The sequence below is a fragment of the Flavobacterium sp. 38 genome, assembly GCF_057799715.1.
In genome coordinates this window covers 1-12,152 of the sequence record NZ_JBYNWZ010000021.1, presented here as the reverse complement: position 1 = coordinate 12,152, position 12,152 = coordinate 1, and the positions used below count along the sequence as shown (strand labels likewise).

The following is a 12,152-nucleotide window of genomic DNA, read 5'->3' as shown; positions in this document are numbered from 1 at the left end:
TACAAACAAATCGTTTGAATTCTTCACTGTACTTAGACTGCCATTTTGATGATGATGTTTTTGAATATCTTTCCATATTTTTACACTTTTGTGTAAACCTATTTTAGGACAAGACAAGAAATTCAAAAATCAAACAAATAACTTACTTTAAATAATTAAAATGGCAATCTGGCAGTATCTTTTAATTGTTGTTCCTGAAAATTCTATTGATAGTAATTATCAATGTATTTTTAAGAATAACCAAACAGAATATTTACCTGAAACAGATCTTTTTTGGAAAAATTTTGAAGGTACTATCCCCACAATCATTTCTGAAATGGATCAAATTATTCCAAAAGCAAATTGGGGCGAATTAAATTGGAAAGGAGATGGAAATAACGATGAAGATAATGATGCCAGCATTTCTTTAAATAATGACAAAACCAAAATTGAAGAATTTCAGTTTCGAATTGATTTAAGAAAGAAATCAAATATTACAAATGTCCTTCAAGCAATACTAAAACTCTGCGAAAAAAATCAGTTTGTATTGTTAGATTTAAAAGGAGAAATTTTAAAACCAAAGTTAGAAGATGTTTTAAAAAGTATAAAAGCTTCAAATGCAACAAGATTTTTGAATGATCCAATACAATTTTTTGAAGATTTAGATAAAAATATTTCAAATGAAACAAGAACATAAAATTATACTTGAACTACTAGAATCCTATTTAGAAAAAAATCCAAGCCAAAGATTTGGACAGGCGCTTTTCAATCTTCAAATTAATGAATTTCAAAAGACTACAGATCCAAGAAATCCAAATTATAATATAAGGGATATTCATGGCGATAATGATTTAGAAATCATTGAACGAATCCAAAATCGTTTAGATTTAATAGAATCACAGAAAAATAATTAGTTCTTTTTAGTTCCCACCAAATACAAAATCTTCGCAGGTCCAGATTTTACTTTTCCAACTTCCCAATTAAAACTTTCTTTGTTATCTAACTTAGAAATCAATTCGTTCATTTCGTCAACAGAATAGGTTCTTAAAGACGAAACCACACCATCCCACAAAACCAAAAGCGGTACAATGGGAATGAGATATGTAAAAATGATTCTGCCCATTTTAAACGGTCTTATAAAAGGCGTTGTCAATAAAACGCTAATCGGTGAAAGTATCATCGCCACAATACTCGGAACGCTTCTCTCCTGCCCTTCAAAAATCGCAATCGAACTGTTGCTGTCAATCGCATTTTGTAGAATCTGCTGTGCGTCTTTGGGTTTAAAATGATGCAGGGATAAAAATTGTGTTCGGAGTCCGTTGAGATTTTCGGGAACGTTTTTGGCATCGACAGAAGTTTTTATAAAATCGAAATTGTCGGCTTGTTTCTTTGTGTGTTCAAAAGCAGGAATGTTCGGGTAATAATCCGTCAGCAGAATTTTTAGATTTGGATTGTTTTTTCGTAATTCGTTGTTCAGCCAAATCAGTCCGCCCCCACCGCCCGAAGCAAGATCAATAATCTGATTGGTCTGGCTTTCTTTTAAAGCTTTTTCAATTACGGGAACAATGCCTTTGTACATCGCAGTTTTATTAGAAAGAAACTGCAAAAAGTCGGTCATGTAATTTCTAATGAATTCCGGAAGCCATTGCTGGTCTTCAAACTCGAATAAATGTATTCTGCTCATACTTTTTGATTTTCGATTTAATACAAATTTCAATATTTTTTTTCAGATATTTCCTTAAAAATATAAATTAGAAATGAATCCTTTTTTTGTAGCTTCGTTTTTCATCAAACCAAATAAAACTATGAGCAAAATATACTTATTTTTATCCATAATTCTCTTAATATCTTGTCAGGATAAAACTTCTAATATAAAAACTAATGAAGAGCCAAAAGCATTTCAGGAAGAAAGCATTGGCTTAGGAAGGTTTAAAAGCAGAGATAATTTAGTAAATAATTTGTATCAGGAACTTGTAGATAAATCTCCCAAACTAAAAGCTTTAGAAGATGAATTGAACGGGTTAGATCCTAGAGATACTACTTCTATTTTTCATGATTATGATAATAAATCTGATAATTATTATAGATCCGCCATAGGTCAAATGGAAGGTATTAGAGACAGTATACTGAAAAAGAAAATTCAAAATTTAATAGAGAAAAGTTCAGACCAATATGGCTCTAAAAAAGCTGAATTAGAAAGTCTGGTATCGACAATTAACGAAAAAAGAACTGAAATAACTAATTATCACACGGCTTTAAAAATTATTTTAACTCTTCCTCTTATAGAACAATATCAAAAAGAGCATCTTCCAGAAAAATCTCCTTTTGAAAAAGTGATTGAAAAAGAAAATCAATTACTTGAAAAAGTAAAACAAAATACTCCAAATTATTAATTGGACAACATATTATAACACATGATTACAAAAGCATTACTCGAAGACATTCCCGCATTAGTAACTTTAATAAACTCCGCGTACAGAGGCGAAACGTCAAAAAAAGGCTGGACAACCGAAGCGCATTTACTCGAAGGAAAAAGAACCGACGAACCCGAAATGACCGAAATTTTCCTTGATCCGAAAAATACAATTCTGAAATTTACTGAAAACGATAAAATCATCGGTTCGGTTTTATTGGTGGAGAAAGAGCATCAATTGTATTTAGGAATGCTGACGGTTTCTCCGGAACTTCAAAACAGCGGAATAGGAAAAAAGCTTTTAGCCGAAGCCGAAAATCATGCTCAATCTTTGGGACTCTCTTCTATTATTATGACGGTGATTTCGGTTCGTACAGAACTTATCGATTGGTACAAACGCCGCGGTTATGTGGATACGGGAGAAAGGGAAGCTTTTCCTGAAAGCGGAATTCATGTTACGGTTTCAAAAGAACCTTTGGAGTTTATTTATTTGGAGAAGAATTTCTTGAATTAGATAATTAGAAAAATTGTCAATTAGATAATTTTCTATGCGTATAGTTTGTCATCCCGAGGAACGAGGGATCTCCACAAGCAACTCCGCACAGTATTTCGCCAATCTTTGTAGAGCTACTTGTGGAGATCCCTCGTTCCTCGGGATGACAAAAAAAGGAGTATAGATCTGCGTGAAACAAAAACTTAGCATCTCAGCACCTTAGAATCTTAGAACCTCAGCACCTTCTTTTAATCTTTGACAAAAACTCATGCGAAACACCCAGATACGATGACAAATTCTTATTATTTATCGAACTTACCTTTTGCGGATAGCGTTCTTTAAAATCAAGATAACGCTGTTTTGATGTTTTTTGAAGAACGTCTAAAAGTCTTTGCTGAATGGCCACATTGGCGCGTTCGATCATGAGTACATGAAACTTAATGAGTTTCGGAATTACAGTAAATAAATACGCTTTTTGCATTTTACTGATCACTACTATTTCGCTGTCTTCAATGGCTTTGATGTTGTAAGTGGTTGGTTTTTGATGGTAAAAACTTTCGAGATCGCAAATCCATTCGTTTTCGAAAGAAAAGAAAATTACGGTTTCAGTTCCGTTTTCGTTTAAAATGTAGGTTTTGAATGATCCTTTCAAAATAAATCCTTCGTAACTGCTATTAGAATTCTGGATTTGCAGAAATTGATTTTTTTTGAGTTTAACGAGTTCTGCTTTTGAAACAATGATGTTCCATTCTTCATCTGTGAGCGGAATTTTTCGCTCAATGTTTGTTCTTAGTAGGTTGTACATTTTTGTGGTTTTTGTGGTTTTTTATGAGGTCTAAATTTGTTTTTTCAACACATTATTAATTAGGGGATTAAAAAATGTAATCGATTACGTAAAAGTACATATAAAATGCATTTTTGTAATTTTAGAAGTGTTAAAAAAACACATTTCGTAGATTTTTTTACAAAAGATTGAACTTGTTCAACTTTTTTCCTACAAATAATATTGAGTTTTGCGTTGTTAAACTTTTATAAATAACCAAACTTATTATGAACTTAAAATCAACACTTTCAATGTTCGCTGTAGCATTGATTTTCGGATTTACGGCATGTAACTCTGAAGAAATTGCTTCGACTCCAGAAGCAGGTATCGAAAACTCAAATGAAACCATTGAGGCAACTGCAACTAACCCAACGGCTAAAATCGGAAACTGTGCCGAAGTACCTGGATGGGCTTCTCAAAACGGAGGAACAACGGGCGGCGGTTCTTCTGCCGAAACTACGGTTACGACTTACGCGCAGCTGAAATCGGCTATTGAGAACGCTGCTGTAAAAGTGATCAAAGTTTCTGGAACGATTACGATTACGACAAGATTGTCATTTCAGGATCAAACAGGAAAAACTATTTATGGTACAATTGGTGCAAAACTGGTTTCAACCAATCAGACAAAAGATGGTTCTGGAATTATCAACATTAAAAGATGTAAAAACATTATTATCCGTAACCTGATTTTTGAAGGGCCAGGCGCTTACGATACAGATGGTTGGGATAATGCTATTTTGGACGACTGCCAAAATGTTTGGGTAGATCACTGCGAATTCAGAGATGGTGTTGACGGGAACTTTGACATTAAAAACAAATCAGATTATATCTCAGTTACGTATTCTAAATTCCACTATCTAAAACCTCCGAAAGCAGGTGGTTCTGGCGGATCTGACGATCATAGATATTCGAATTTAATTGGTTCAAGCGACGGCGCAACAGCTGATCGCGGTAAATTAAGAATCACTTTTGCAAGATGCTGGTGGGCTCCAGGCTGTAAAGAAAGAATGCCTAGAGTTCGTTTCGGAAAAGTGCATATCGTAAACAGTTTCTTTAACAGTACGGTAAGCAATAAATGTATTGCTGCTGGTGTTGAAGCTGATATTCGCGTAGAAAGCAATGCTTTTGAAGGTGTAAAAAATCCAATTGATTTAATGACGGGTTATACTGCAGTAACGGTTACCAGCGACAATGTATTTACAAACGTAACAGGAACGAAAGCAGGAAGCGGAACTGCTTTTACACCGCCGTATTCTATAGTGAAATTGAGCGCAAGTGCTGTTAAAGCTGATATTTCTGCCAATGCAGGACCTACTTTAGGTGGCAATGTTTGCGGCTCTTTTTAAAAATATATGAGTTAGTTTAGTTTCGAAACCACGAATTGCGTAATGTAATTCGTGGTTTTGTTTTTTTTTTTTGCCACGAAGACACAAAGGCACTAAGTTTTTTTTATTGCTCATTAAAAGGATTAAAATGATTTTGTTTCACGCAGATTGGGCAGATTTTAGCAGATTAATTTAAATCATCTGCTCAATCTGCTCAATCTGCTTAAATCTTTTAAAAATCTGCGTGAAATAAAAACTTTGCGTCTTCGCGCCTTTGCGAGATTTTTTCAGCCCAATCCTTAAAATATCTTATATGGACTTATATGGTTTTAAAAAAAATCACAAAACGAGTTCTTCAAATAATCTTTGTATCGTTTTCTCCAAATCCTGACATAAACCTGGGTGTGGTCTTGAGGTTTGAATGGCAGAACTTCTAATTGCGGTTAACCATCTAAAACGTTCTGGGATTTCGAATTCGGCAATTGGACCGCCTTCTTTGGCTCCGTTGGCGATTTTTTGAAGTGACGTTAAATTGCATTCTAACTGTTCGATGTCAAAATCGGCAGAAAGGGCTTGTATTCTTTCCTTATTTAAATGAAAAAGGACTTTTATAAACTTGGCTCTTTTGCAAAACAAAATGATTCCGATATTCAGGAATTCTTCGCGCTCTACCCTTGGCACAACACGAATCACAGCATATTCGTATAAATGATTATCTTGCATTTTGAGCCTGATTTACAAAAATTTCTGAATTCTCTAATCGTGTTTTTAAAAACTGCAGATATACATTTCGCAGTCCTTCTGGTGTTTCATCAGCATCTTCCCATTGCAACCAGTCCAGCGGAATTGTATTTACAATTTCTTCTAAAATTTCTGGTGTTAAAATTGCTTTAAACTCGGCATCGACTTCTTTCAAAAGTGAAGCCTGAGGCAATAAAACGTGATCTTTGATCAATGCAAACGGACTTTTAGCATGCTGTTCCCAATTGTTCCAGGAATGATGAAAATACAAACACGCTCCGTGATCGATCAGCCATAATTCTTTATGCCAGATCAGCATATTGGTATTTTTGAAAGTTCGGTCAACGTTGGTGATATAAGCATCTAACCAAACGATTTGTGAAGCTAATTTCGCATCTACAGTAGTTACCGCCGGATCAAAAGTGATAGCGCCAGATAAAAAGTGAAGTGCTAAGTTTAATCCCTGACTTCCTTGCAATAAATCCTGAATTTCTTCGTCGGCTTCTGTTCTTCCGAAAGCTTCGTCTAGATTGGCGAAAACTAATTCTGGTAATTGCAGTTTTAAGGCTTTTGCGATTTGTCCGCCTACTAATTCGGCTATTAAGGCTTTTACACCGTGACCGGCTCCTCTGAATTTTAATACGTATTTAAAGTCGTCATCGGCTTCTGCTAAGGCTGGCAAGGAACCGCCTTCACGCAGTGGCGTTATATATCGCATGACGTTTACTGTTCTTAGATCGAAGTTGTTTTCCATTTTTTAAAAGATTCAAAGATGCTAAGGTACTGAGTTGCTAAGTTTCTAATCTTTGACATTACAAACTTAATGAATTTAACCGCAATGGTCGCTAAGGTTTACGCAAAGCACGTTATTATTAATCTCGCAAAGCCGCAAAGTTTTTGTTTTATGCTAGGAGTGGAAATTTTAAACCATATAAGTTATATAAGCAAGCTAAAAAATCTCGCAAAGACGCAGAGTCGCAAAGTTTTTGTTTCATGCAAATTTATGCTCATTTTATGTCTTCCTGAGCGGAGTCGAAGGACACGCAAGTAGCACTGCAAAGATTGGCGATTTTGATTGTGGCTTTTCTGGCGTGTCCTTCGACTCCGCTCAGGAGGACAATACGAACTGCAAAAAATAATCTACATAATATAATTTAAGATTGGCTTTAAAAAATCTCGCAAAGACGCGAAGGCGCAAAGTTTTTGTTTCACGCAGATTTAAACTGATTTAAGCAGATATTGCTGATTCTTTATCTTATTTATGCTCTCGCAGATTTTACAGATTTAGCTGATTTATGCTCATTTTTTGTCTTCCTGAGCGGAGTCGAAGGACGCGTAAGTAGCTCTGCAAAGATTGGCGATTTTGATTGTGGAATTTCTGGCGTGTCCTTCGACTCCGCTCAGGAGGACAATACGAACTGCAAAATTATCTAATTATCAAATTGGCACATTTCCTAATTGACACATTCTCTAATTCTCTAATTCTAAAAAAGCTTTCCCTAAATACTTAATAATTGTCGAAGCCGTAAAAGACTCATAACCAAATTTTGGCAAGGCTAAATCTGCTGTTAAACCGTGGAGGAAAACCCCAATTTTTGAGGCGTATTTGGGTTCGTAGCCTTGAGCTAAAAGACTAGTTAGAATTCCAGTTAAAACGTCACCGCTTCCTGCTGTGGCTAGGGCTGCGTTTCCGCTTGTGTTTTCGTAAACTGATGTTCGGTTTATAATGTAAGTCGGTGCGCCTTTCATGACGACAATGACTTTGTATTTTTCGGAGAAGGCAATTGTTTTCTGAAATTTCTCTGATTCTGAATTCCATTTTCCGATTAAGCGTTCTAATTCTTTTGGATGTGGTGTGAGAATGGTGTCTTCGGGAACTAATTCTAACCAGGAAATGTTTTCTGAAATAATGTTTAAAGCATCGGCATCTAAAACTAAAGGGGCTTTATTTACTCTCAGAAATTCAAATAAAGCTTTTTGTGTTCCGAGCTCCTTTCCTATTCCAGGGCCGATTCCGATGGCTTGCGGAATTAGCGGAAGATGAATATTGGTGATGAAATTGGTGTTTTCATCGGTTACGGTCATGACTTCGGGAATGGAGATTTGAAGGATTTGATAACCGCATTTTGGAATGAAAGTCGTTACGAGTCCGCAGCCTGTTTTTAGGCAGGATTTGGAGGCCAGAACCGCTGCTCCTATTTTGCCGTAACTTCCCGCAATAATCACGGCATGACCTTGTGTACCTTTGTGTGCTTTGGAATCTATAGGTTTATAGAGTCTTAGAATTTCTTCTTTATCGATTAAATACGGTTCTTTCATTTTTGTATTTTTTTAAAGTCTCAAAGAATTTTTTAAGCTAATGCTTGTCTTTTTTAATCGCGCAAAGTCGCAAAGACGCAAAGTTCTTCTCTTTTAAGTTTTTTTATAAACTTTGCGCCTTTGCGTCTTTGCGAGAAATTTTCGGCATCGCGAAACTTAAAGTATTTTTCATATTATTAAAATTACATAAAAAATTGAAACGCTGATTCTTCTTTTGAAACTGAGTCTCCTAGCCCTGATAGGAGCGGCATCCTTTTACTTTTTTCTTTAAAAAGTAAAAGATATAGCGGATAGCAGGAAATAGCTCCTAATTATTGCGAAATTTATAATTTAGGCATTCTAATTCGATATTTTTTGAATAGATTTGCAAAACAATTTTATAAAACAACACAATGAAAAATACTGCGCTTACGCACATACATGAAGGTTTAGGGGCTAAAATGCTTCCTTTTGCGGGTTATAATATGCCTATTACTTATGAAGGGGTTAATGCTGAACACGAAACAGTTCGTAACAGCGTGGGAGTTTTTGACGTTTCGCATATGGGTGAATTTTTGTTGACGGGTCCAAATGCTTTGGCTTTGATTCAGAAAGTGACTTCAAATGATGCTTCTACTTTGACTGTTGGAAGAGCGCAATATTCTTGTCTTCCAAACAACGAAGGCGGAATTGTGGACGATTTGATTATTTATAAAATGAAAGAAGAGCAGTATTTACTGGTTGTAAATGCTTCGAATATTGAAAAAGACTGGAACTGGATTTCATCTCACAATGATTTGGGTGTTGAAATGAAGAATATTTCTGATGATTATTCTCTTTTGGCAATTCAGGGACCAAAAGCTGTTGAGGCTATGCAGTCTTTGACTTCTGTTGATTTGTCTGCTATAACATATTACCACTTTGAAGTAGGTGATTTCGCAGGAATCGAGCATGTAATTATCTCTGCTACAGGTTATACTGGTTCTGGCGGATTTGAAATTTACTGCAAAAACAATGAAGTAGAACAAATCTGGAATAAAGTTTTTGAAGCTGGAGCGTCTTTTGGAATCAAGCCGATTGGTCTTGCAGCACGTGATACTTTACGTCTAGAAATGGGATTCTGCCTGTACGGAAATGATATTAACGATACTACTTCTCCGCTTGAAGCTGGTTTAGGATGGATTACGAAATTTACTAAAGATTTCACAAATTCTGAAGCGCTTAAAAAGCAGAAAGAAGCTGGTGTTGCAAGAAAACTTGTTGCTTTTGAAATGCAGGAGCGCGCGGTGCCAAGACACGATTACGAAATCGTTGACGCTGATGGAAATGTGATCGGAATTGTAACTTCTGGAACTATGTCACCTTCTATGAATAAAGGTATTGGTTTAGGTTATGTTACTGTTGCAAACAGTGCTATAGACAGTGATATTTTTATTAGAATTAGAAAAAATGATGTTGCTGCTAAAGTGGTAAAACTGCCTTTTTATAAGAAATAATTCTTTTTAGATTATAATTGAGATGCGTTGCAGCGAAAGTTGTGACGCATTTTTTTTTGCCACGAATTCACGAATTTAAATTCTACTTTGCTTCGTCTGTGCATGCTAAGAATTTCACTAATTTCTACTACTAATTATGATTATTTAAGCGATCAATCAATTGAAATCATAGCTAAGCAAAAATGCGTGTAATTTGTGGCAAATATAAAAACAGTAATCCTCCAATCAATAGAAAAAAATAATTCGTGAATTCGTGGCGAAAAAAAAAACGGATTCTTCTGATGATACACCTGAAAATGCATTTTGTGGAAAAAAACATTTCCGTCGTCGATATTTGAATGAATTACTGTTTTTTGTAAAAAAATTAGTGTAACTTTAATCATGAACCCATGAATTTCCATTTATGAAAAAGATTTCACTACTCCTTTTTTTGCTGACATCAACTCTATCTTTTGGTCAGAACAGCGCAGAAACTTGTGAAATACTAAACAAAATAAATGCGCTTATTCAAGCTGAACATTTAAGGCCAAAACCAGTTGATGACAGCTTATCTGTGTTTGTTTTTGATAATCTCATTAACGAATTGGATCCTTCTCGCAATATCCTTTTTAAGAGCGAATATGACGAACTGGCTCAAAAATACCGTTACAATCTCGATGATCTAATCTTGAAAAAAGACTGCAGTTTTCTTACCGATATAAAAGCGCAATATGTAAATGGTCTTTTACGCACTAAAAAGGTTTTAGAAAAGATTCAAACGCTTCCGATTGATTATGCTAAAAAAGATACCATTCGCTTTTATAAAAAATCTTTTGCCTTTTATTTAAAGAAAGAAGATTTGGAAAAGGTTTGGACAAAGAAACTGCGTTATCAGATTTTGGATGATATTGCTGAAATGAGTGATAATTTAGATTCTCTAAAAACCAATTTCAAATCGATTGAACAAGTTTCTAAAAATCAAATCCTTTCGAATGAAATCTGCCGTTTTACTACGCTAATTGATTCTAACACCAAATTGGAAGAGAAAGTTTATAATTTCTTCTGCACCTATTTTGATCCGCATACGGCTTATTTTAGCGATGATTCTAAAACTAGTTTTGTGGCTTCTTTATCAAAAGAGCATTTGTCGCTTGGCATGACGGTTAACTTAAATGAGAAGAATGAAATCATTATTGATGAGGTAGATCCAAACGGGCCTGCTTACCAGACCGGACAAGTAAAAAAAGGCGATCAGATTATTTCGATTTCCAATCAGAAAGAGACGCTTCAGGTTTCTTGTGCTTCATTAGAATCCATATCGACTATGATTTTATCTGAAAACAATAAGCACATTACGCTTACTTTAAAACGTAATTCGGGTAAAAGTTTTGATGTTTACATTGAAAAGCAAATGATGAAAGACGAGGAGAATTCTGTTTTTAGTTTCATCATTGGCAAAGACAGCAAAATTGGATATGTGAAGATTCCGAGTTTCTATGCGGATCTTGACGGCAACAGCAGAAAAGGCTGTGCAGATGATGTTGCGCGCGAGGTTATAAAACTACAGAGAGATAGTATAAAAGGGCTTGTTATAGATCTTATTGACAATGGTGGCGGTTCTATGGAAGAGGCCATAAAACTGGCTGGAATGTTTGTAGATTACGGGCCGCTTTCTATTGTAATTGATAGCAAAAAAGAAAAATCGGTTATAAATGATCCTTTTAAAGGTGTTATTTACAGAGGCCCAATTGTCGTTTTGGTCAATAGCAATACGGCTTCGGCAAGTGAGTTTTTCTCTTCTATCATGCAAGATTACAATCGCGCACTTTTGTTAGGAAGCAATACGCTCGGAAAAGCGACCATGCAGACTATTCTTCCGCTTGACGAAGAAAAAAATACGGATTACTTGAAGATTACAATCAATAAATTTTACAGAATTACGGGCAAAAGTCATCAATATATTGGCGTAAAACCTGATGTGGTGCTTCCAGAATTCTACGAAGATGTTTATCAGAAAGAAAGTGATTTTCCGACAGCCATAAAAAATGACAGCATCGAACCTTTCTTAAAATACAAAACGTATGTTAAGCGAAATTTGATCGATAAAATTGCGGCAAATAGTTCTGCTAGACTGGCTGACAATTATTTTTTTAACAATATTAAAAAGATCAATCTTAAAATAGATCAGATTATAAATAGTCCGAAGGCTGAAATTCCGATGACCTTAGAATCGGTTTTTAAGCAGAAAAAAACACTAAACACACTTTGGACAGAGATTAATACTTTTAATGACGAAAATAATCCGCTTGATGTTTATAATTCGAGTGTGAATCAGTTTCTTCTAGGCGCTTATCCAAACGAAAAAACGATTAATCAGGATCAAATGAATAATCTGAAAACAAATCCGTACCTCAACGAAGCTGTAAATATTATTAACGAATTTAATGGCGGAGCAAAATGATTTTAGTCCCGATAGCTATCGGGATAGATTTTAGATTTTAGATTTTAGATTTTAGATTTTAGATTTTAGATTTTAGATTTTAGATTTTAGATTTTAGATTTTAGATTTTAGATTTTAGATTTTAGATTTTAGATTTTAGATTTT

The 12,152-nt window shown here is 35.0% G+C and carries 12 protein-coding genes; 7 read left to right on the top strand and 5 right to left on the bottom strand.

What is annotated here, in order from left to right:
• Positions 1–160 precede the first annotated feature (160 nt).
• Both AC3E9W_RS23115 and AC3E9W_RS23110 read left to right on the top strand, forming a co-directional pair.
• Complete coding sequence (locus AC3E9W_RS23115) at positions 161–676, top strand: hypothetical protein (RefSeq protein WP_488770243.1); 516 nt, start codon at positions 161–163, stop codon at positions 674–676.
• The gene (locus AC3E9W_RS23110; protein ID WP_488770242.1) at positions 660–893 is read left to right on the top strand and encodes a hypothetical protein; all 234 of its coding nucleotides are present in this window, start codon (positions 660–662) and stop codon (positions 891–893) included. The genes AC3E9W_RS23115 and AC3E9W_RS23110 overlap by 17 nt, the downstream gene beginning before the upstream one ends.
• Here AC3E9W_RS23110 and AC3E9W_RS23105 read toward each other — a convergent pair.
• Positions 890–1,663 carry a hypothetical protein gene (locus AC3E9W_RS23105; protein WP_488770241.1) on the bottom strand — a complete coding sequence of 258 codons (774 nt, stop codon included), beginning with the start codon at positions 1,661–1,663 and terminating at the stop codon, positions 890–892. The two genes, AC3E9W_RS23110 and AC3E9W_RS23105, sit on opposite strands and share 4 nt — an antisense overlap.
• A 121-nt stretch (positions 1,664–1,784) precedes the next feature.
• Between AC3E9W_RS23105 and AC3E9W_RS23100 the strand changes: the two genes are divergently transcribed.
• On the top strand, positions 1,785–2,372 hold the full coding sequence (locus AC3E9W_RS23100; RefSeq protein WP_488770240.1) for a hypothetical protein: 588 nt from the start codon (positions 1,785–1,787) through the stop codon (positions 2,370–2,372).
• A gap of 21 nt (positions 2,373–2,393) precedes the next feature.
• Positions 2,394–2,906, top strand: coding sequence for a GNAT family N-acetyltransferase (locus AC3E9W_RS23095; RefSeq protein ID WP_488770239.1), 513 nt, complete (start codon positions 2,394–2,396; stop codon positions 2,904–2,906).
• A 214-nt stretch (positions 2,907–3,120) separates the two neighbouring features.
• Here AC3E9W_RS23095 and AC3E9W_RS23090 read toward each other — a convergent pair whose 3' ends face one another.
• The gene (locus AC3E9W_RS23090; RefSeq protein ID WP_488770238.1) at positions 3,121–3,690 is read right to left on the bottom strand and encodes a Crp/Fnr family transcriptional regulator; all 570 of its coding nucleotides are present in this window, start codon (positions 3,688–3,690) and stop codon (positions 3,121–3,123) included.
• A gap of 245 nt (positions 3,691–3,935) precedes the next feature.
• On the opposite strand from AC3E9W_RS23090, the gene AC3E9W_RS23085 reads away from it, so the two are divergent.
• Positions 3,936–5,054 carry a pectate lyase family protein gene (locus AC3E9W_RS23085; protein ID WP_488770237.1) on the top strand — a complete coding sequence of 373 codons (1,119 nt, stop codon included), beginning with the start codon at positions 3,936–3,938 and terminating at the stop codon, positions 5,052–5,054.
• Between the two features lie 318 nt (positions 5,055–5,372).
• Here the strand turns inward: AC3E9W_RS23085 and AC3E9W_RS23080 are convergent, their stop codons facing one another.
• The 3 genes from AC3E9W_RS23080 to AC3E9W_RS23070 all read right to left on the bottom strand — a co-directional run bounded on the left by AC3E9W_RS23080 (position 5,373) and on the right by AC3E9W_RS23070 (position 8,093).
• Positions 5,373–5,756, bottom strand: coding sequence for a DUF3037 domain-containing protein (locus tag AC3E9W_RS23080; protein ID WP_488770236.1), 384 nt, complete (start codon positions 5,754–5,756; stop codon positions 5,373–5,375).
• A complete protein-coding gene (locus tag AC3E9W_RS23075; RefSeq protein WP_488770235.1) occupies positions 5,746–6,528 on the bottom strand; it encodes a HipA family kinase in 783 nt (260 codons plus the stop codon). Before AC3E9W_RS23075 ends, AC3E9W_RS23080 begins: the two co-directional genes overlap by 11 nt.
• Before the next feature lie 716 nt (positions 6,529–7,244).
• A complete protein-coding gene (locus AC3E9W_RS23070) occupies positions 7,245–8,093 on the bottom strand; it encodes an NAD(P)H-hydrate dehydratase (protein ID WP_488770234.1) in 849 nt (282 codons plus the stop codon).
• A gap of 392 nt (positions 8,094–8,485) precedes the next feature.
• Between AC3E9W_RS23070 and gcvT the strand changes: the two genes are divergently transcribed.
• On the top strand, positions 8,486–9,568 hold the full coding sequence (gene gcvT / locus AC3E9W_RS23065) for a glycine cleavage system aminomethyltransferase GcvT (protein ID WP_488770233.1): 1,083 nt from the start codon (positions 8,486–8,488) through the stop codon (positions 9,566–9,568).
• Between the two features lie 403 nt (positions 9,569–9,971).
• Positions 9,972–12,008: a S41 family peptidase gene (locus AC3E9W_RS23060; RefSeq protein WP_488770232.1), complete on the top strand. Its 2,037-nt coding sequence runs from the start codon at positions 9,972–9,974 to the stop codon at positions 12,006–12,008.
• The last annotated feature ends 144 nt before the right edge of the window (positions 12,009–12,152 follow it).

Excerpts from the sequence above, each read along its gene's own strand:
- AC3E9W_RS23115 (WP_488770243.1), top strand. The coding sequence starts at position 161 with ATGGCAATCTGGCAGTATCTTTTAATTGTTGTTCCTGAAAATTCTATT.
- AC3E9W_RS23110 (WP_488770242.1), top strand. The coding sequence starts at position 660 with ATGAAACAAGAACATAAAATTATACTTGAACTACTAGAATCCTATTTA.
- AC3E9W_RS23105 (WP_488770241.1), bottom strand. The coding sequence starts at position 1,663 with ATGAGCAGAATACATTTATTCGAGTTTGAAGACCAGCAATGGCTTCCG.
- AC3E9W_RS23100 (WP_488770240.1), top strand. The coding sequence starts at position 1,785 with ATGAGCAAAATATACTTATTTTTATCCATAATTCTCTTAATATCTTGT.
- AC3E9W_RS23095 (WP_488770239.1), top strand. The coding sequence starts at position 2,394 with ATGATTACAAAAGCATTACTCGAAGACATTCCCGCATTAGTAACTTTA.
- AC3E9W_RS23090 (WP_488770238.1), bottom strand. The coding sequence starts at position 3,690 with ATGTACAACCTACTAAGAACAAACATTGAGCGAAAAATTCCGCTCACA.
- AC3E9W_RS23085 (WP_488770237.1), top strand. The coding sequence starts at position 3,936 with ATGAACTTAAAATCAACACTTTCAATGTTCGCTGTAGCATTGATTTTC.
- AC3E9W_RS23080 (WP_488770236.1), bottom strand. The coding sequence starts at position 5,756 with ATGCAAGATAATCATTTATACGAATATGCTGTGATTCGTGTTGTGCCA.
- AC3E9W_RS23075 (WP_488770235.1), bottom strand. The coding sequence starts at position 6,528 with ATGGAAAACAACTTCGATCTAAGAACAGTAAACGTCATGCGATATATA.
- AC3E9W_RS23070 (WP_488770234.1), bottom strand. The coding sequence starts at position 8,093 with ATGAAAGAACCGTATTTAATCGATAAAGAAGAAATTCTAAGACTCTAT.
- gcvT (WP_488770233.1), top strand. The coding sequence starts at position 8,486 with ATGAAAAATACTGCGCTTACGCACATACATGAAGGTTTAGGGGCTAAA.
- AC3E9W_RS23060 (WP_488770232.1), top strand. The coding sequence starts at position 9,972 with ATGAAAAAGATTTCACTACTCCTTTTTTTGCTGACATCAACTCTATCT.